Annotated in this window: 18 protein-coding genes and 1 tRNA gene; 12 read left to right on the top strand and 7 right to left on the bottom strand. The window is 55.1% G+C overall.

Translation table 11 applies throughout. The features are described 5' to 3' along the window. Positions 1–3 precede the first annotated feature (3 nt). Positions 4–654, bottom strand: coding sequence for a two-component system response regulator NarL (gene narL / locus L370_RS02840; RefSeq protein WP_008499531.1), 651 nt, complete (start codon positions 652–654; stop codon positions 4–6). Further along, positions 647–2,443 (bottom strand): nitrate/nitrite two-component system sensor histidine kinase NarX, encoded by a 1,797-nt coding sequence (gene narX, locus L370_RS02845; protein ID WP_023335992.1) that lies wholly within the window; start codon positions 2,441–2,443, stop codon positions 647–649. Before narX ends, narL begins: the two co-directional genes overlap by 8 nt. A 309-nt stretch (positions 2,444–2,752) precedes the next feature. Between narX and L370_RS02850 the strand changes: the two genes are divergently transcribed. The 7 genes from L370_RS02850 to narI all read left to right on the top strand — a co-directional run bounded on the left by L370_RS02850 (position 2,753) and on the right by narI (position 12,834). Then, positions 2,753–4,150, top strand: coding sequence for a NarK family nitrate/nitrite MFS transporter (locus L370_RS02850; RefSeq protein WP_023335991.1), 1,398 nt, complete (start codon positions 2,753–2,755; stop codon positions 4,148–4,150). A gap of 384 nt (positions 4,151–4,534) precedes the next feature. After that, the gene (locus L370_RS0122185) at positions 4,535–5,551 is read left to right on the top strand and encodes a DUF4258 domain-containing protein (RefSeq protein ID WP_023335990.1); all 1,017 of its coding nucleotides are present in this window, start codon (positions 4,535–4,537) and stop codon (positions 5,549–5,551) included. Further along, a complete protein-coding gene (locus L370_RS02855) occupies positions 5,548–5,844 on the top strand; it encodes a hypothetical protein (protein ID WP_023335989.1) in 297 nt (98 codons plus the stop codon). Before L370_RS0122185 ends, L370_RS02855 begins: the two co-directional genes overlap by 4 nt. A 330-nt stretch (positions 5,845–6,174) precedes the next feature. After that, positions 6,175–9,918: a nitrate reductase subunit alpha gene (locus tag L370_RS02860; protein WP_023335988.1), complete on the top strand. Its 3,744-nt coding sequence runs from the start codon at positions 6,175–6,177 to the stop codon at positions 9,916–9,918. Further along, complete coding sequence (gene narH, locus L370_RS02865; RefSeq protein WP_023335987.1) at positions 9,915–11,450, top strand: nitrate reductase subunit beta; 1,536 nt, start codon at positions 9,915–9,917, stop codon at positions 11,448–11,450. Before L370_RS02860 ends, narH begins: the two co-directional genes overlap by 4 nt. After that, on the top strand, positions 11,447–12,157 hold the full coding sequence (narJ, locus tag L370_RS02870; protein ID WP_023335986.1) for a nitrate reductase molybdenum cofactor assembly chaperone: 711 nt from the start codon (positions 11,447–11,449) through the stop codon (positions 12,155–12,157). The genes narH and narJ overlap by 4 nt, the downstream gene beginning before the upstream one ends. Next, positions 12,157–12,834 carry a respiratory nitrate reductase subunit gamma gene (gene narI, locus L370_RS02875; protein WP_023312107.1) on the top strand — a complete coding sequence of 226 codons (678 nt, stop codon included), beginning with the start codon at positions 12,157–12,159 and terminating at the stop codon, positions 12,832–12,834. Before narJ ends, narI begins: the two co-directional genes overlap by 1 nt. Here the strand turns inward: narI and L370_RS02880 are convergent. Further along, positions 12,831–13,727: a DMT family transporter gene (locus L370_RS02880; RefSeq protein ID WP_023335985.1), complete on the bottom strand. Its 897-nt coding sequence runs from the start codon at positions 13,725–13,727 to the stop codon at positions 12,831–12,833. The two genes, narI and L370_RS02880, sit on opposite strands and share 4 nt — an antisense overlap. 107 nt (positions 13,728–13,834) lie before the next feature. Here L370_RS02880 and L370_RS02885 point away from each other — a divergent pair, with 107 nt between their 5' ends. Then, positions 13,835–14,278, top strand: a complete 444-nt coding sequence (locus L370_RS02885; RefSeq protein WP_023335984.1) for an Lrp/AsnC family transcriptional regulator — start codon at positions 13,835–13,837, stop codon at positions 14,276–14,278. A gap of 103 nt (positions 14,279–14,381) precedes the next feature. Here the strand turns inward: L370_RS02885 and L370_RS02890 are convergent. The 3 genes from L370_RS02890 to L370_RS0122180 form a co-directional block, all read right to left on the bottom strand. After that, positions 14,382–14,466: transfer RNA gene (locus L370_RS02890), tRNA-Tyr, on the bottom strand. A gap of 158 nt (positions 14,467–14,624) precedes the next feature. Further along, entirely contained in the window at positions 14,625–15,467 is an 843-nt protein-coding gene (gene purU / locus L370_RS02895) for a formyltetrahydrofolate deformylase (protein WP_023335983.1), read from the bottom strand. Positions 15,468–15,513: 46 nt separating this feature from the next. Beyond that, a complete protein-coding gene (locus tag L370_RS0122180; protein ID WP_032642221.1) occupies positions 15,514–15,972 on the bottom strand; it encodes a YchJ family protein in 459 nt (152 codons plus the stop codon). 114 nt (positions 15,973–16,086) lie between these two features. On the opposite strand from L370_RS0122180, the gene rssA reads away from it, so the two are divergent. The 4 genes from rssA (at position 16,087) to L370_RS23510 (ending at position 19,360) form a co-directional block, all read left to right on the top strand. Next, positions 16,087–16,989 carry a patatin-like phospholipase RssA gene (gene rssA, locus L370_RS02900; protein WP_023335981.1) on the top strand — a complete coding sequence of 301 codons (903 nt, stop codon included), beginning with the start codon at positions 16,087–16,089 and terminating at the stop codon, positions 16,987–16,989. 91 nt (positions 16,990–17,080) lie between these two features. Further along, complete coding sequence (rssB, locus tag L370_RS02905) at positions 17,081–18,094, top strand: two-component system response regulator RssB (protein WP_023335980.1); 1,014 nt, start codon at positions 17,081–17,083, stop codon at positions 18,092–18,094. A gap of 200 nt (positions 18,095–18,294) precedes the next feature. Then, on the top strand, positions 18,295–19,203 hold the full coding sequence (gene galU / locus L370_RS02910) for a UTP--glucose-1-phosphate uridylyltransferase GalU (protein ID WP_023335979.1): 909 nt from the start codon (positions 18,295–18,297) through the stop codon (positions 19,201–19,203). Positions 19,204–19,216: 13 nt separating this feature from the next. After that, positions 19,217–19,360 carry a hypothetical protein gene (locus L370_RS23510; protein ID WP_023335978.1) on the top strand — a complete coding sequence of 48 codons (144 nt, stop codon included), beginning with the start codon at positions 19,217–19,219 and terminating at the stop codon, positions 19,358–19,360. Positions 19,361–19,403: 43 nt separating this feature from the next. Here the strand turns inward: L370_RS23510 and hns are convergent, their stop codons facing one another. Next, positions 19,404–19,817 (bottom strand): histone-like nucleoid-structuring protein H-NS, encoded by a 414-nt coding sequence (gene hns / locus L370_RS02915; protein WP_008502781.1) that lies wholly within the window; start codon positions 19,815–19,817, stop codon positions 19,404–19,406. Between the last annotated feature and the right edge of the window lie 103 nt (positions 19,818–19,920).

Raw genomic sequence — 19,920 nt, 5'->3', positions numbered from 1 at the left:
TCCTTAAAAAATGCGTTCCTGATGCACCCACACGGCGGCTTCAACGCGGGATTTGAGCTTCATTTTCTTCAGCATATGCTTCACGTGCACTTTGACCGTGCTTTCGGTGATGTCCAGACGGCGGGCAATCATTTTGTTCGGCAGGCCCTGAGCAATCAGCTTCAGAATATCGCGCTCGCGCGGAGTTAACTGGCTGACGTCACGGTCAGAGGTGGCGCGGTTGGCGCGCAGGCTGGCGGCCAGCACCGGCGTTAAGGCTTCGCTGAGCACCATCTCGCCCGCCGCGGCCTGCTGCAGCGCCTTAAGCAAGTCTTCCGGCTCCATATCCTTCAGCAGATAACCATCCGCCCCGCGCTTCAGCGCCGTGACCACATCCTCTTCATGGTTTGACACGCTAAAGACGACGATGCGCCCGGAAAGCGATTTTTCCCGCAGCTTGTCGAGGGTTTCCAGCCCGTTCATGCCGGGCATATTCAGATCGAGCAGGATCAGATCGGGATCGAGGGATTCGGCAAGCTCAATGCCCTGTTCACCGTTGCTGGCTTCGCCAACCACGGTGATATCGGGTGCCATGCTGACCAGCTGTTTCACGCCAGTACGCAGCATCGGATGGTCGTCGATCAACAGGATAGATGCCGGTTCCTGATTAGTCATGGGTTTCTCCTTGAGCAGTTGTAAGCGGTTTTTCGGGAACAAAGGTGACGACTACTTCCGTGCCGCCCGTCTCTCTCCGGCGAACCTGGCAATCACCGCGCAGGCTTTGGGCGCGGTCTCGCATAATAATTAAACCATAGTGGTTAGTGCGTTCGGCATTTTCCGGCACGCCGCGGCCGTTGTCGTGAACCGTGAGCTTCACCTGACTGCCGTGCTGGCTGACGGTGACCGTTACCGCCGTCGCGCCGGAATGCTTGAGCACGTTACTCAACGCTTCACGGGCGATCTGCAGTAAATGGATGGCCTGGTGGGAGGGGACAAACCGCGGCGGCAGCTGGTAGTCCAGCTTCACCGGGAAACCCAGCCGGGCGCTAAATTCCTGGCAGCTGGCTTCCAGCGCCGGGCGCAGGCCCGGCTCGGTCAGCTGCAGACGGAAGGTGGTCAGCAGCTCGCGAAGCTGTATCCAGGAGGTGTTCAGCTCGTTGCGGATCTGGCTGAGCAGCTGCTTGTTGCTTTCCGGCATCTCCGCATCCTGCATCTGCAGGCAACTCACCTGCATTTTCATACAGGAGAGCGACTGGGCGATAGAGTCGTGAAGCTCGCGGGCGATGGTTGCGCGCTCTTCCATGACGATCAGCTGCTGCTGCTTTTCCTGATGCCTGTCGAGCGCCAGCGTGGCCGTTAGCTGTTCGACCAGCGTGTCAACCAGCTGCTGCTGGTCGTGGCTCAGGTGGCGCCCGGCAGGCAGCGTTGCCAGCAGAATACCGTACTGGGTGTGGCTGTCGGTCAGGCGCCACTTCAGGGTGGTGCCGCCGGACGTCAGCGGCGGCAGGCCGCGAGGGCAAAGATGGCAGCCTTTGTCATCGCAGGACATGTCGGACTGACAGGTAAATTCCTGATGGTTATCTTCGTCTTCCACATCGTAGACCCGCAGCTCAAGGTCGTGAAGCAGGGTCAGATTTTGCAGACCGTTCAGCACCGGCGAGAGGCGTTCGCATAGCGGCACCTGCATGTGCAGACGACGGTTGGCCTGCCACAGGAAGGAGAGGATCTCGTTTTTCTGCTCCAGCCCGGCCGTTTTTTCCTGCACGCGCTGCTCCAGCACCGCGTAGCTTTCGGACAGCTCTGCTGACATGGTATTCAGCGCCTGACCGAGCATGGCCATCTCGTTGCGTCCGCTGATGTGCGTGCGCTGGGTAAAATCGCGTGCGGTGACCGCGCGGGCCATTGCCAGCAGCTGTTTCCACGGATTCAGCAGCCGCGCGCGGAGCCAGACGATGGTGAAGATCAGCAGCAGACCCATAAACAGCGCCATCGCGCGGTGCACCATCACCACCCGGTCAATGCGTAATTCGGTGGTTTGGTCAAAAGAGGAGACCAGCGCATCAATGCGCGAGACGAACCCCGCGACGTCCTGCGCAACGGTTTCTGTGCTGCGCGCCTGCTTCAGCCCGGGCGCCAGCTGGGTGTGCCAGTAGCCCTGAAGGGCGTTAAGCTGGGACTGCTGACCGGCGCGGATGGCGGCGTTTTCCAGCTCGGGGCTGGAGACCGTGCGCTCCATTTCATCAATCAGGGGACGATCGTCCTGCGTCAGGGGAACCGATGCCAGCAGGCGATAACTCTGCATGCGTAGCGAGCCTGCCTCGTTGATGGCATGCGCATTACCCTGTACTCCCTGTACCAGCCAGCCGGAGATCGCCATGCCGGTCACGCCGATGGCGGTGGACAGCAAAACAATCAGAGCGAGCTGATTCACGAGCGTCAGCGGAGATAAACATCTTTTTAACATAGAGGTGGCGTGCTCCTGACGTGGCCTGCTTGCAGGAATGGCGCTATTCTGGTGCATACCCTGGAGTATACCCATACCAATAAAGGATTACCCCTAAATTGCCAACGGAGTAGGGGGAAGGAGGTGGGGGTAGCCAGGAACCGTCAGTGCCGTGAAAAACCACGTCTTTTTTACCGAATTAGCCTACTCACTAAGGGTAAGGCCTTATTTTGCGCCGCAAATCCTCCCACTTTTCCTTTGATTTATATCAACTTACCGCCGCCCTAAAACCCTAATGTTTGCAGCATCATTCGAGAATCAGAGGTGTCTATGAGTCACTCATCCGCTCCCGAAAGGGAAAATGGTGCCGTTATTACAGACTGGCGTCCAGAGGATCCGGCGTTCTGGCAACAGCGCGGCCATCGTGTAGCAAGCCGGAATCTATGGATTTCCGTGCCGTGTTTATTATTAGCGTTTTGCGTATGGATGTTGTTTAGCGCGGTGGCGGTCAATCTGCCGAAAGTTGGGTTTACGTTTACGACCGATCAGCTGTTCATGCTGACCGCGCTGCCGTCGCTGTCAGGCGCGCTGCTGCGGGTCCCTTACGCGTTTATGGTGCCGGTGTTTGGCGGTCGTCGCTGGACGGCATTTAGTACGGGCATCATGATCGTCCCTTGCGTGTGGCTCGGCTTCGCGGTGCAGGATACCTCTACGCCGTTTAGCGTGTTCGTGATTATCTCCCTGCTGTGCGGTTTTGCGGGGGCGAACTTCGCCTCCAGCATGGCGAACATCAGCTTCTTCTTCCCAAAAGCGAAGCAGGGCGGCGCGCTGGGGATTAACGGTGGTCTGGGCAATATGGGCGTGAGCGTGATGCAGCTCATTGCCCCGCTGGCGATCTCGGTGTCCATTTTTGCGGCCTTTGGCGGCGGTGGCGTTGAGCAGGCGGATGGTTCGTCCCTCTATCTGCAAAACGCCGCCTGGATCTGGGTCCCTTTCCTGGTGGTCTTTACCCTCGCGGCCTGGTTCTTTATGAATGACCTGTCCGCGTCGAAGGCATCGCTGAGCGAACAGCTGCCGGTGCTGAAGCGTGGGCATCTCTGGGTGATGGCCCTGCTGTATCTGGCCACCTTCGGCTCGTTTATCGGCTTCTCTGCGGGCTTCGCGATGCTGTCGAAAACGCAGTTCCCGGAGATTCAGATCCTGCAATTTGCCTTCTTCGGGCCGTTCATTGGTGCTCTGGCGCGTTCGCTGGGCGGCATGGTGTCTGACCGCCTCGGCGGTACCCGCGTGACGCTGGTTAACTTCGTCGTGATGGCGGTCTTCTGCGCGCTGCTGTTCCTTACGCTGCCAGCCGACGGGCAGGGCGGTAACTTCATCGCCTTCTTCGGCGTGTTTATGGTGCTGTTCCTGACGGCCGGGCTGGGGAGTGCGTCTACCTTCCAGATGATATCCGTGATCTTCCGCAAGCTGACCATGGACCGCGTGAAAGCGCAGGGGGGGAGCGAAGAGCAGGCAATGCGTGAAGCGGCGACGGATACGGCTGCGGCGCTGGGCTTTATCTCTGCCATCGGCGCGATTGGCGGCTTCTTTATCCCGAAAGCGTTCGGTATCTCTCTGGACCTGACCGGCTCTCCGGCCGGTGCCATGAAAGTTTTCCTCGTCTTCTATATCGCCTGCGTTGTGATTACGTGGCTGGTATATGGCCGTAATACCAAGAAAAATAAGTAAGTGTGATTATCCGTTTACGCGGCCTTCGGGCCGCGTTTTTTTTTGTGCACTGAAAACCCCCAGCCAGGCTGGGGGGCCGGAAAGCTTTCAGCTTTAAGTCAGTTATAAAAACCCCTTTTGATTTGTTAAAACAACTTGCGGTCTGGCAACTGCAGGAAAGAAACAAGAAATCAAAAGGGGGGGCAATGAATGACTGAATGAAACTAAGTAATTTATTTCAGTTACTTAGGTATGCATAATGCATCGCAACCACGAGTTTACTCATCATGCGAGAACTTTGTGAGATATGAAGTTAGAATTGATCACATTCTAATACAAATGTTTGATATCTGAGCACAATCAGTAGAAAATCCATGTGGTCATCATGGATAAAAAGGATATTCGATGCTCAGACTCTACACGTTATGGGAGCTGGAAAAAGAAGTATCTCCCGAGGAATATCAGCACATACTGACCCCAGATTCAGCGATGGAAAAAGCGCTATGCTGTTACGATCTGGATTATCGGAATTATATTGCTCCACCATTTGGCGAAGTACCTAAAAAGCTCAGTGTTTTTGCGAGCAAATCATACACACGCGCAGACAGGTCTATTTATGATCCGGTTTATGACGATCTGGAAATGAACATGGCTGAAGGCTGGATCGTAGGGTTAGATACTGATGAAGACTGGAGCAATACAGTTAATCCATTCTACATTGATGACAAGGGTGAATTGATTTTTGACTGCCATGACAGTTTTTGCTGGGTGGTCAGTGATTTTCAAAGCGCATACAAGAAAGCAATAAACAACCAGAATGGCAGAAAGCCCGCTTCAACAATTAAATTTATGACCTCCGGGGAAGCAGTGCAACACGCGCAGTCTGCAAAAACCATCAATAGCAAAGCTGCGGGGCGGCTGCTGGCTGCGGGAGGTGTCTACAATGGCAACATTGAAGATTTTCATAATACGGCTAAACAACTCGGCGGTGATGCCCCGGCGGGATATGATCACATAATGAATGACCAGACCAAGGGCTCTATTATTGCGGCGGCATCCGTTGCCACCGCTTTTGGGCTCGGTCGGTTTGGTTCTGCGTCAGAGATTAGTGAGCTTTCAAAGGTATCAACGGCTGATGTAGGTTCATACTTCCCAACAGGGCGTTCGGGCTATCCGATGAACGTGTTAGGAAATAATGCTTCAACTGTCATCGGTGATTATAGCTATTCGGCCCACGCCATCGACCGTATGCAAGGTCGAGGTGTTCCGCCGTCTGCGATAGAGAGTACAATCAAGTCAGGGGAGTTATTTCCTACGAAGGTGGGAACGACTGGCTACTATGATTCGATTAACAACCTGCGTGTAATTGTAAATTCAAATACTGGGAATGTTGTGACAGTTATCCCTGGAGCGCCTAAATGATGGATAAAACAATGCTGCATGAAACCGTAAAATCAATTCTGTTAAACGAATGGGATCCTATAGGTATCAATGAGTTTGAAGAGGCCAATGACGAATACGATGCATACGTTGCTCCTATTTGTCATATGATCGCCGAGGGCAGGAGTGTCTCTGAATTTCATAGATTTCTCTGTTCGGCTATTGATGCAATGGGCCTTGATGGCGACGGTCAATCCGAACAGATCATTGCTGAAAAGCTGGCGACTCTCGTTCCGGCTCATCTAAGCCAGCAAATCAACAGGCTCAAAGATTGAAGCCCCACATTTAGGGGCTTAAATGAGACTGTGTGTAACCTTGTTGATTAACCATGCCGCCATCGCTTTACAGGGCGCTCTACCCCTTAATACCTAAGATGTTAGATTTCACCCTGCCTTTTGTACGATAAAATAAAAATAACGATATATTTCATATTGATACGGAATTTGTAAAGATACCGCTTTGGTGGTATTTGGTGTAGCCCCTCCCCGAAAAGTCCCTCCTCGTCTTGATCGTTATCAATTCTCCCCCTCTTTCAGGGCGTTACCTTCGCTGCAAATCAGCAATGTCGATTTAGAGAGCCACAGGCTCCACACAGGAGATACCCGATGAGCAAATTTTTGGACCGGTTTCGCTACTTCAAACAGAAGGGTGAAACTTTTGCCGATGGGCACGGCCAGGTTCTGGATACCAACCGGGACTGGGAAGACGGTTACCGTCAGCGCTGGCAGCATGACAAAGTCGTCCGTTCGACCCACGGCGTGAACTGTACTGGCTCATGTAGCTGGAAGATTTTCGTTAAAAACGGTCTGGTGACCTGGGAAATGCAGCAGACCGACTATCCGCGCACCCGCCCGGATATGCCAAACCACGAACCGCGCGGCTGCCCGCGTGGCGCCAGCTACTCCTGGTATCTCTACAGCGCTAACCGTCTGAAATACCCGCTGATGCGCAAGCGCCTGATGAAGATGTGGCGTGAAGCGAAAGTGCAGCACAGCGATCCGGTGGATGCCTGGGCGTCCATTATCGAAGACGCGGACAAAGCTAAAAGCTTCAAGCAGGCTCGCGGTCGCGGTGGTTTCGTTCGCTCCTCATGGAAAGAAGTGAACGAGCTGATTGCCGCTTCCAACGTCTACACCGTCAAAACCTACGGTCCTGACCGCGTGGCGGGCTTTTCGCCCATCCCGGCGATGTCGATGGTCTCTTACGCCTCCGGCGCGCGTTACCTGTCTCTTATCGGCGGTACCTGCCTGAGCTTCTACGACTGGTACTGCGACCTGCCGCCTGCATCTCCGCAGACCTGGGGCGAGCAGACCGACGTGCCGGAATCTGCCGACTGGTACAACTCCAGCTATATCATCGCCTGGGGCTCAAACGTTCCTCAGACCCGTACGCCGGACGCGCACTTCTTTACTGAAGTCCGTTACAAAGGCACCAAAACCGTGGCGGTGACCCCTGACTACGCGGAAATCGCCAAGCTTTGCGATCTGTGGCTGGCGCCGAAACAGGGTACCGACGCCGCGATGGCAATGGCGATGGGCCACGTCATGCTGCGTGAATTCCACCTTGATAAGCCAAGCCAGTACTTCACCGACTACGTTCGCCGCTACACCGACATGCCGATGCTGGTCATGCTGGAAGCGCGTGAGGGCTACTATGCCGCGGGCCGCACGCTGCGCGCCGCCGATCTGGTGGACTCGCTGGGCCAGGAAAACAACCCTGAGTGGAAAACCGTTGCCTATAACAGCAACGGCGAGCTGGTGGCGCCAAACGGCTCTATCGGCTTCCGCTGGGGCGAGAAGGGCAAGTGGAACCTGGAGCAACGCAACGGCACCACCGGCGAAGAGACGGAGCTGCGCCTGAGCATGCTGGGCAGCCAGGACGAGATCGCTGAAGTCGGGTTCCCGTACTTCGGCGGTGAAGGTTCAGAGCACTTCAACAAGGTTGAACTGAAAAACGTTCTGATGCACAAACTGCCGGTTAAACGCCTGCAGCTGGCCGACGGTTCTACCGCACTGGTCACCACCGTTTATGACCTGACCATGGCGAACTACGGTCTGGAACGCGGTCTGGGCGATGAAAACTGCGCAACCGGCTATGACGACGTGAAAGCCTACACCCCGGCCTGGGCGGAACAGATCACTGGCGTGCCACGCGCGCACATTACCCGTATCGCACGTGAGTTTGCAGAAAACGCGGACAAAACGCACGGTCGTTCGATGATCATCGTCGGCGCGGGTCTGAACCACTGGTATCACCTCGATATGAACTATCGCGGTCTGATCAACATGCTGATCTTCTGCGGCTGCGTTGGCCAGAGCGGTGGCGGCTGGGCACACTACGTCGGCCAGGAAAAACTGCGTCCGCAGACCGGCTGGCAGCCTCTGGCGTTTGCCCTCGACTGGCAGCGTCCGGCACGCCACATGAACAGCACCTCCTACTTCTATAACCACTCCAGCCAGTGGCGCTACGAAACGGTTACCGCGCAGGAGCTGCTTTCGCCAATGGCGGATAAATCCCGCTACAGCGGCCACCTGATTGACTTCAACGTGCGTGCTGAACGCATGGGCTGGCTGCCGTCTGCGCCGCAGCTGGGCACTAACCCGCTGCGCATTGCGGAAGCGGCGAAGCAGGCGGGTATGTCACCGGTGGATTACACCGTGAAATCCCTCAAAGACGGCTCTATCCGCTTCGCGGCAGAACAGCCGGAGAACGGTAAAAACCACCCGCGTAACCTGTTCATCTGGCGCTCCAACCTACTGGGCTCGTCCGGTAAAGGCCACGAGTACATGCTGAAATACCTGCTCGGTACCGAAAACGGTATTCAGGGGAAAGATCTCGGCAAGCAGGGCGGCGTGAAGCCGGAAGAGGTGGAGTGGAAAGACAACGGTCTCGACGGCAAGCTGGATCTGGTGGTGACGCTGGACTTCCGTCTGTCCAGCACCTGCCTGTACTCCGACATCGTGCTGCCTACTGCCACCTGGTACGAAAAAGACGACATGAATACCTCGGATATGCATCCGTTTATTCATCCGCTGTCTGCGGCCGTTGACCCGGCGTGGGAATCAAAAAGCGACTGGGATATCTACAAGGACATCGCGAAGAAATTCTCTGAAGTTTGCGTAGGCCACCTGGGCAAAGAGACCGACGTGGTGACGCTGCCCATCCAGCACGACTCCGCCGCCGAACTGGCGCAGCCGCTGGACGTGAAGGACTGGAAAAAAGGCGAGTGCGACCTGATCCCGGGCGTGACCGCGCCGCACATTATTCCGGTCGAACGTGATTACCCGGCAACCTATGAGCGCTTTACCTCTATCGGCCCGCTGATGGAGAAAATCGGTAACGGCGGGAAGGGGATCGCCTGGAATACCCAGAGCGAAATGGATCTGCTGCGCAAGCTCAACTACACCAAAGCGGACGGCCCGGCCAAGGGCCAGCCGATGCTGAACACGGCGATTGATGCGGCAGAGATGATCCTGACCCTGGCCCCGGAAACCAACGGCCACGTGGCGGTGAAAGCCTGGGCGGCGCTGAGCGAGTTCACCGGTCGCGACCATACGCACCTGGCGACGAATAAAGAGGAAGAGAAAATCCGCTTCCGCGATATTCAGGCCCAGCCGCGCAAGATTATCTCCAGCCCGACCTGGTCTGGCCTCGAAGATGAACACGTCTCTTATAACGCGGGCTACACCAACGTTCATGAGCTGATCCCATGGCGCACCCTGTCAGGCCGTCAGTCGCTGTATCAGGATCACCAGTGGATGCGCGACTTCGGTGAAAGCCTGCTGGTCTACCGTCCGCCAATCGACACCCGCTCCGTGAAAGCCGTGATGGGCGCGAAATCGAACGGTAACCCTGAGAAGGCGCTGAACTTCCTGACGCCGCACCAGAAGTGGGGTATCCACTCCACCTACAGCGACAACCTGCTGATGCTGACCCTGTCGCGCGGCGGTCCGATTGTCTGGATGAGCGAAGCGGACGCCAAAGATCTGGGTATCGAAGATAACGACTGGATCGAAGTGTTCAACAGCAACGGTGCCCTGACGGCGCGTGCGGTGGTGAGCCAGCGCGTACCGGCCGGGATGACCATGATGTACCACGCGCAGGAACGTATCGTTAACCTGCCGGGGTCTGAGATCACCGAGCAGCGCGGCGGTATTCACAACTCCGTGACCCGCATTACGCCGAAGCCGACCCACATGATCGGTGGTTATGCCCAGCTGGCCTACGGCTTTAACTACTACGGCACCGTAGGATCGAACCGCGATGAGTTCGTGGTGGTACGTAAGATGAAGAATATTAACTGGTTAGACGGCGAAGGTAATGACCAGGTACAGGAGAGCGTAAAATGAAAATTCGTTCACAAGTCGGCATGGTGCTGAATCTGGATAAATGCATCGGCTGTCATACCTGCTCGGTCACCTGTAAAAACGTCTGGACCAGCCGTGAAGGTATGGAGTATGCCTGGTTCAACAACGTGGAAAGCAAGCCGGGCACCGGCTTTCCGACCGACTGGGAAAACCAGGAGAAGTGGAAGGGCGGCTGGATCCGTAAAATCAACGGCAAGCTGCAGCCGCGCATGGGCAACCGCGCGATGCTGCTGGGTAAAATCTTCGCTAACCCGCACCTGCCGGGCATCGACGATTACTACGAGCCGTTTGACTACGACTACCAGAACCTGCACAACGCGCCGGAAAGCAAACACCAGCCGATCGCCCGTCCGCGCTCGCTGATCACCGGTCAGCGCATGGACAAAATTACCAGCGGTCCAAACTGGGAAGAGATTCTGGGCGGCGAGTTCGAGAAACGCGCCAAAGACCAGAACTTCGAGAACATGCAGAAGGCGATGTACGGCCAGTTCGAAAATACCTTCATGATGTATCTGCCGCGCCTGTGCGAGCACTGCCTCAACCCGGCGTGCGTGGCGACCTGCCCAAGCGGCGCCATCTACAAGCGTGAAGAAGACGGCATCGTGCTGATCGACCAGGACAAGTGCCGCGGCTGGCGCATGTGTATTACCGGCTGCCCGTACAAAAAAATCTACTTCAACTGGAAGAGCGGCAAGTCTGAGAAGTGCATCTTCTGCTACCCGCGTATCGAAGCCGGGATGCCAACCGTCTGCTCAGAAAGCTGCGTAGGGCGTATTCGCTACCTCGGCGTGCTGCTGTACGACGCGGACGCGATTGAAAATGCCGCGAGCACCGAGCACGAGAAAGATCTGTATCAGCGTCAGCTGGACGTGTTCCTCGATCCGAACGATCCGAAGGTGATTGAGCAGGCGCTGAAGGATGGCATCCCGCAGAGCGTGATTGACGCGGCGCAGCAGTCACCGGTGTACAAAATGGCGATGGACTGGAAGCTCGCGCTGCCGCTGCACCCGGAATACCGCACCCTGCCGATGGTCTGGTACGTGCCGCCGCTGTCGCCGATTCAGTCCGCGGCTGACGCGGGCGAACTGGGCAGCAACGGCATCCTGCCGGACGTTGAAAGCCTGCGAATCCCGGTTCAGTACCTGGCAAACCTGTTGACCGCAGGGGACACCCAGCCGGTCCTGCTCGCGCTGAAGCGTATGCTGGCGATGCGTCACTTTAAACGTGCGGAAACCGTAGACGGTGTGACCGATACCCGCGCGCTGGAAGAGGTCGGTCTGACCGAAGCGCAGGCGCAAGAGATGTACCGCTATCTGGCGATTGCCAACTACGAAGACCGTTTCGTGGTGCCGAGCAGCCACCGTGAGCTGGCCCGCGAAGCCTTCCCGGAGAAAAACGGCTGTGGCTTTACCTTTGGCGACGGCTGCCACGGGTCAGACAGCAAATTCAACCTGTTCAACAGCCGCCGCATCGACGCCATGGATGTGACCAGCAAAACGGAGCCGCACTCATGATTGAACTCGTCATTGTTTCGCGTCTGCTCGAGTACCCGGATGCTGCGCTTGCGCAGCATCAGCAGGAACTCTTTGATGCACTCGCGTCATCTGAAAACCTGGATAAAGAGGATGCCCACAAGCTGGGCGTTTTCCTCCGCGATCTGCTTGCGCGCGATCTTCTGGACGCGCAGTCGGACTACAGCCAGCTGTTTGACCGCGGTCGTGCGACCTCGCTGCTGCTGTTCGAACACGTGCACGGTGAATCCCGCGACCGCGGTCAGGCGATGGTTGACCTGATGGCGCAGTACGAGCAGCACGGCCTGCAGCTCGACAGCCGCGAGCTGCCGGACCATCTGCCGCTCTATCTGGAATATCTGGCGCAGCTGCCAAAAGAGGAGGCGCTGGGCGGTCTGCAGGACATCGCGCCGATCCTGGCGCTGCTCGGCGCGCGTCTTCAGCAGCGCGAGAGCCGCTACGCGGTGCTGTTCGATCTGCTGGTGAAGCTGGCCAACGCGTCGGTCGACAGTGAAAAAGTGGCGGAGAAAATTGCGGATGAAGCCCGCGATGACACGCCACAGGCGCTGGATGCGGTCTGGGAAGAAGAGCAGGTGAAGTTCTTTGCTGACCAGAACTGCGGCGAGTCTGAAATCTCCGCTCACCAGCGTCGTTTTGCCGGCGCGGTTGCCCCGCAATATTTGAATATCTCTAACGGAGGACGGCACTAATGCACTTCCTGAATATGTTCTTCTTTGACATTTACCCGTATATCGCGGGCACCGTGTTCCTGGTGGGAAGCTGGCTGCGTTACGACTACGGCCAGTACACCTGGCGTGCTGCCTCCAGCCAGATGCTGGATCGTAAAGGGATGCATGTGGGCTCTAACCTGTTCCACATCGGTATTCTGGGGATTTTTGCCGGTCACTTCCTCGGGATGCTGACCCCGCACTGGATGTATGAAGCGTGGCTACCGATTGAGGTGAAGCAGAAGATGGCGATGATCGCTGGCGGTGCCTGCGGCGTGATGACTCTGGTCGGTGGCCTGCTGCTGCTGAAACGCCGTCTGTTCAGCCCGCGCGTGCGTGCGACCACGACCGCAGCGGACATCCTGATCCTCTCCCTGCTGATGGTGCAGTGCGCGCTGGGCCTGCTGACCATTCCATTCTCGGCGCAGCACATGGACGGCAGCGAAATGATGAAGCTGGTCGGCTGGGCGCAGTCCGTGGTGACATTCCACGGCGGAGCCTCCGCGCACCTGGACGGCGTGGCGTTTATCTTCCGCGTTCACCTGGTGCTGGGGATGACGCTGTTTGTGCTGTTCCCGTTCTCTCGTCTGGTGCATATCTGGAGCGCGCCGGTAGAGTACCTGACGCGCAAATACCAGATTGTGCGCGCCCGTCGCTAATTCGCCGTTTTGATACCAACCCCGCACTCGCGGGGTTTTTTTTCGCCCCAGCCCAGGTTGTTGCCCGCGGCAGCAAACAGGATCAGCGCGCCGCCCGCCAGCTGCGTCAGGTTCAGGGAGTGTCCAAACACCAGATTATCGACAACGATCGCCACTACCGGATAGATAAACGACAGGGAGCCGGTAATGGGCGTAGGCAGCTTCTGAATCGCGCTGTAGAGCAGCTGGTACATAATGCCGGTATGGACGATGCCCAGCGTCAGCAGGATCGGCCAGGGGAAATCACCGGAAAAAGACGGCATGCTGGCAAACGGTAAAAGCATCACGACGCCCGTCAGCACCTGGATAAAGGCAATATGCTGCGGCGCAACGGATCTGAGCTTGCGGGCAATAATGGCCGTGACCGCATAGAAGAAAGCCGCGGCCATCGCCAGACCGATCCCGGCGAGCCATTCACTGCCATGCGCGCCGGTCAGCTCGCTGGAGAGCAAGATCACCACGCCGCCAAAGGCGAGAAACAGCCAGCCCCATTTCACTACGCTGACGCGTTCACCTAAAAACATCCCCATCAGGACCAGCATAAACGGCTGGGTGTTATAGACCACGGTCGAAAGACCAATCGAGATCCGCTCATAGGCTGCGAAGAGCAGCAGCCAGTTCACCACTAATGCCACGCCGCCGAAAATGGCCAGCAGCAGCGTGGTGCGGGTGAGGGGACTAAAGGGCTTTGGACTTACCCGGATAAAAATAAAAAGCGCTATTGCCCCGATAAGACAGCGCCAGAACACCACTTCCGTTACCGGCAGACCGCTGAGTAAAACAAACGCACCGATAGAGCCGGAAATTAACATCGCCAGGCTCATTTGCCAGACGCCTTTATGTAAATCACGCATCACCCACCTCCTGATTAATGACGCTATTGTCGAAAATTGCTGTCGGGTTTTACAGGGGTGATATAAGGTTGAATACGTTAATGACTTTTTAAAATTAGGTGAAAGCGATGGAATACCTTCTCGATGATATCGACCGACACATTTTAGCCTGTCTGGTCGAGGATGCGCGCATGTCTTTGAAGGTGCTCAGCGGGCGTATCGGTCTGACGTCACCCAGCACGGCAGAACGCCTGAAAAGGCTGGAAGAGCGCGGTGTGATTCAGGGGTATGGCGCACGGGTGAATCTGGCGGCGCTGGGGTATACGCTGCAGGCACTGGTGCGCGTGCGGCCTTTGCCCGGGTTGTTGCATAAGGTGGACAAGTACATTCAGGCGATGCCGGAGTGTATTGAGAGCGACAAGGTGACCGGGGAAGACTGTTTTGTTATCCGGCTGGTGGTGCGGTCAATTGAGCAGCTGGATGTGCTGCTGGACGGCCTGGCGGAACATGCCCAGTGCAATACGTCGATTGTGAAGAGCTCGCCGGTGAAGAGACGGTTGCCACCGATGTAGGGTTCTGGCTTCTGTCGCCGGGTGGCGGCTGCGCCTTACCCGGCCTACAACGACGGATTCGGTTCAGTTTTATAATGATTTTTTTGGATTATTCTGGAAGTGATGGTGGTGGGGGAAGGATTCGAACCTTCGAAGTCGATGACGGCAGATTTACAGTCTGCTCCCTTTGGCCGCTCGGGAACCCCACCACGGGGTAATGCTTTTTTACTGGCCTGCTTCCTGCTGGAAGCGGGGCGCATCATATCAAATGAGACGCCCCTGTAAAGCATTCCTTTAGGTAAATGAAGCTGTTTGCCTGCTTTTTATCCGTAAAGGCGCAAAGCTAATCAATTCATTTTCCGAAAGATTAAAGAATGATGGTTCTGTTGCCGTACACGAAGACCCGCTGCGCCAGCACCTGATACAGCGCACGGCTAAGCACGTTCTTCTCGACGTCACGCCCGGCGCGCATCATATCCTCGGCGGTGTAGGTGTGGTCCACATGAATCACGTCCTGCATGATGATTGGGCCTTCATCCAGGTTATCGTTCACGTAGTGTGCGGTCGCACCGATGATCTTCACGCCGCGCTCGTACGCCTGATGATATGGGCGAGCACCGATAAAGGCCGGCAGGAACGAGTGGTGAATGTTGATAATTTTGTTCGGGAAACGCGCCACGAAGGATGGCGTTAACACGCGCATGTATTTCGCGAGCACTACGTAGTCCGGGTTATGCGCTTCAATGGCCTGTGCCATCAGATCGTCGTGTTCTTCGCGGGTATGGCCTTCGTGGCTCACCAGCTCGAACGGAATATCAAAACGTTCGACCAGCGTGCGCAGCGTCTCATGGTTGCCAATAACGGCAGCAATTTCAACGTCCAGACCGCCATAGTTGGCTTTCATCAGGAGGTCGCCCAGACAGTGTGCTTCTTTGGTCACCAGAATCACAACACGGCGTCGACCCGCTGGGGTCAGTTCACGCACGGAACCTTCCGGAAGCGCGCTGTCCAGATCGGCAAGCAGGGTGGTGTCGTTGAAAATACCTTCCAGTTCGGTACGCATAAAGAAGCGGCCGGTTCGGTGGTCAACGAACTCGTTGTTCTGCACGATATTCAGTTCGTGTTTGTAGCAAATGTTGGTAATTCGTGCGATCAGCCCTTTTTGATCGGGGCAGATAGTGCGCAGAACTTTACGTTGTAATGATTGCATCGCCGGGAAATCCTGTTTGTATTTGCGAAGTCTGGGTTGTCAGGCGTTACTGCCCGCAACACTTTTTAAATTTTTTACCTGAACCACAAGGGCAGGGATCGTTACGACCAAACTGTGGGCGCGTACCGTCAATATAATACCACTGCCCGCTTTCCTTTAAGAACCGGGAACGCTCGATAATGGCACCAGGTTTATTATTCTCGGTAAAGCGGGCAACAAAGCTGACGTAACCCTCATCGACATGACTGCCTGTTGAGGATTCATAGACGGTAAGGCCGAGCCACTGCGTGTTCGTAAACCCGGCTTCGATGTCCTGTCTGAATTCGGCAGCGCGGCAGGAGGGATGCCAGGTTTTAATCAGATAGTCTGCGTCTTTGATCACAAAAGCAGTGTACCGTGAACGCATAAGGTGTGACGGGTCTGGTGCAACCTGATCGCCAGACAGATATCGCTGGCAACATAGGCTATACTCCAGAGCGCTACCACAAGGGCAGAGTTGAGACACGATTCTCTTCCTGGAACAAAATATAAAGGCGTAAAACGCTTCGGGTAGCACTATGTTAACTGAGGCGTTGCGTTGACGCTATGTCAGGAATCCAGGGGAAGTAAAACAGGACTAATGAGAAAGGTTAAAATTGGGCTGGCGCTGGGTTCAGGTGCCGCCCGGGGATGGTCACACATCGGCGTAATTAATGCCTTAAACAAGATGGGCATTGACGTTGATATCGTCGCAGGGTGTTCAATCGGATCGCTTGTCGGCTCCGCTTACGCGTGCGGGAAGCTTCCGGAACTCGAGACCTGGGTGCGCTCCTTCAGCTACTGGGACGTCCTGCGTCTGATGGACCTTTCATGGCAGCGTGGCGGGCTGTTGCGCGGGGAACGTGTCTTTAACCAGTTCCGCCAGGTTATGCCTCTCGAAGACTTCACTGATTGTCAGATGCCTTTCGGCGCCGTCGCGACGAACCTCAGCACAGGACGCGAACTCTGGCTAACCGAAGGGGATATTCACCTTGCGGTGCGCGCCTCCTGCAGTATGCCGGGGCTCATGGCGCCTGTCCCACACAACGGTTACTGGCTTGTCGATGGTGGCGTCGTGAATCCGGTTCCCATCTCTCTGACTCGTGCTATGGGGGCGGATATCGTGATTGCCGTTGACCTGCAGCACGACGCCCACCTGATGCAACAGGACCTCATGCCGGTCAATCTTCAGAGTGAAGAGGCCGAGGGCGAGAAGCTGGCCTGGCATGAACGCCTGCGAGGACGAATCGGGCGTATGGCTGCACGTCGCTCGGTTGCCGCGCCGACGGCGATAGAAATCATGACCACGTCAATCCAGGTGCTGGAGAATCGCCTTAAGCGCAATCGTATGGCAGGCGACCCGCCAGATATTCTTATTCAGCCTTACTGTCCGCAAATATCTACCCTTGATTTCCATCGGGCTGAGGCCGCCATCGCAGCGGGCTCGTTAGCCGTCGAAAAGAAAATGGACGAATTGTTGCCTTTTGTGCAAACAGCACGTTAAGCACCTTTTTTTGATTACTTCAGCAAAATCTGACAGGCGATAGTGCCGATCGCATGCCACTATTTAGTTACTGTCAGCCAGGGGAGGAACCATGACGCAGCCATTGGCCGGAAAACACATTTTGATTGTTGAAGACGAGCCCGTTTTCCGATCGCTACTGGATTCGTGGTTATCCTCGCTGGGAGCAATCACTTCACTGGCTGAAGATGGCATCGACGCTCTGGAGAAAATGATCAGCATTACCCCCGATTTGATGATTTGCGACATTGCGATGCCGCGCATGAATGGGCTGAAGCTGGTTGAACATCTGCGCAATGAAGGCAATCAGACGCCGATTCTGGTGATCTCTGCCACAGAGAACATGGCGGATATCGCCAAAGCATTACGCCTTGGGGTGCAGGATATTCTGCTTAAACCGGTCAAGGATCTGAACCGGCTACGAGAAACGGTTTTAGCATGCCTATATCCGAATATGTTTAATTCCCGGGTAGAGGAAGAGGAGCGTCTTTTCCAGGACTGGGACGCTCTGGTGAGTAATCCACCTGCCGCAGCGAAACTGTTGCAAGAACTCCAGCCGCCCGTACAGCAAACTATTTCGCACTGTCGTGTAAATTATCGCCAGCTGGTGGCGGCCGATCAGCCAGGACTGGTGCTGGATATTGCACCACTGTCTGATTCCGACCTTGCGTTTTATTCTCTGGATGTCACCCGAGCGGGGGATAATGGCGTATTAGCCGCGTTACTTCTTCGCGCGCTATTTAATGGTTTGCTGCAGGAACAGTTATCGCATCAGGGGCAACGGCTGCCGGAGTTGGGCAGTCTACTCAAACAGGTAAACCAGCTTTTTCGGCAGGCCAATTTGCCCGGACAGTTTCCGCTGCTGGTCGGCTATTACCACAGCGGTTTAAAGAATTTGATTCTGGTTTCAGCAGGTCTCAACGCTTCACTGAATACCGGTGAACACCATATTGAGGTGAGTAACGGTGTGCCGCTTGGGACATTGGGAACGGCGTATCTTAATCAAATTAGCCACCGCTGTTCCTCCTGGCAGTGCCAAATTTGGGGCGCCGGGGGACGGCTACGCCTAATGTTGTCCACAGAATAAGCAATCGGATCTTAATTTTAAGATTGCTTTACCTGTGTTTTACGGGGAGTGCTACTATCGCTGCCCAGTTTCATGCGTATTTATCCTAATTGATCGGCAACGCGTTCTTTTCAGACCCGGACTGCGGGGCGAGACTGATATACTCAACGCGTTATTTATTGCATAAAAGTTCAAAACTTGAACAGCTCAGGAGAATTTGAATGGCTGCCCTAAATTCGAAAGTCAGAAAGGCCGTCATCCCGGTAGCGGGATTGGGGACCAGGATGTTACCAGCAACTAAGGCAATTCCTAAAGAGATGCTGCCTCTGGTTGATAAGCCATTAATCCAGTATGTCGTTAATGAATGTATCGCTGCCGGCATCACTGAAATTGTGCTGGTTACGCATTCATCAAAGAACTCTATCGAAAACCATTTCGATACAAGCTTTGAACTTGAAGCCATGCTGGAAAAACGTGTTAAGCGCCAGCTGTTAGAAGAAGTTCAGTCTATTTGCCCTCCACACGTCACCATTATGCAGGTTCGTCAGGGCCTGGCTAAAGGTCTGGGCCACGCGGTCATGTGTGCACATCCTGTTGTGGGTGACGAGCCTGTAGCGGTAATTCTGCCAGACGTTATTCTGGACGAATACGAATCCGATCTTTCTCAGGATAACCTTGCTGAGATGATCAAACGTTTTGACGAAACCGGCAGCAGCCAGATCATGGTTGAGCCTGTTGAAGACGTGACGGCATACGGTGTGGTTGACTGCAAAGGTGTTAACCTAGAGCCGGGCGAAAGCGTGCCAATGGTTGGCGTGGTAGAGAAGCCTAAAGCCGACGTAGCGCCTTCAAACCTGGCCGTTGTGGGTCGCTATGTCCTGAGCGCTGAAATCTGGCCTCTGCTGGCGAAAACGCCTCCAGGAGCGGGGGATGAGATCCAGCTGACGGATGCCATCGATATGCTGATCGAGAAAGAGACCGTTGAGGCTTACCATATGAAAGGTAAGAGCCACGACTGCGGTAATAAGCTCGGTTATATGCAGGCGTTTGTTGAATATGGTATTCGCCACAATACCCTTGGTGAAGAATTTAAAGCCTGGCTCAAAGAGAGCGCAGGTATTAAGAAATAAGTCAGGGCTGCAAATGTTCGAAACCGGTGAGGCGCTGCCCACCGGTTTTTTTTATGCCCAAACCCCCCGCAACGAGCAGGGTTGTAAGCGTGGTGAAATAGCCCAGCAACGCTTTATGACAGAATGTAAGGGGATGTTTGCGACAAATTTTGGTTAAAAAAAATCCCGCATTATGCGGGATTTTTCTGAATGTGGCGGGATTAATCCTTGATCAGGAAATCATCCAGCTGTTTACCTTGCTCATCCATGGCTTTCTTGATAACAGCAGGAGTACGACCCTGGCCAGTCCAGGTTTTAGTTTCGCCGTTCTCGTCAACGTAGCTATATTTAGCAGGACGAGCAGCACGCTTGGCTTTGGTACCGGTTTTAGCAGCAGCCATGCTGTTCAGCAATTCATTTGGATCGATACCATCAGCAATCAGCATTTCACGATATTGCTGCAGTTTACGAGTGCGCTCTTCGATTTCAGCAGCTGCAGCGCTTTCTTCTTCGCGACGTTCATTAACTACAACTTCTAATTTTTCCAGCATTTCTTCAAGCGTTTCGAGGGTGCATTCTCTTGCCTGCGCACGAAGAGTACGGATGTTGTTCAGAATTTTAAGTGCTTCGCTCATTGTAGTAATCTCAAACTTATAATGGGGGGTGGTTTGTTGTCCTAATAATAGAGCCATAAATTCAGATGTGCAATAGCCAGGAATGTAAGGAATTCAAAAAATA

It is taken from the genome of Enterobacter sp. MGH 24 (assembly GCF_000493015.1).
Lineage (GTDB): Bacteria > Pseudomonadota > Gammaproteobacteria > Enterobacterales > Enterobacteriaceae > Enterobacter.
The sequence above is the reverse complement of the archived record's forward strand: the minus strand, read 5'-3'. Positions and strand labels throughout refer to the sequence as shown.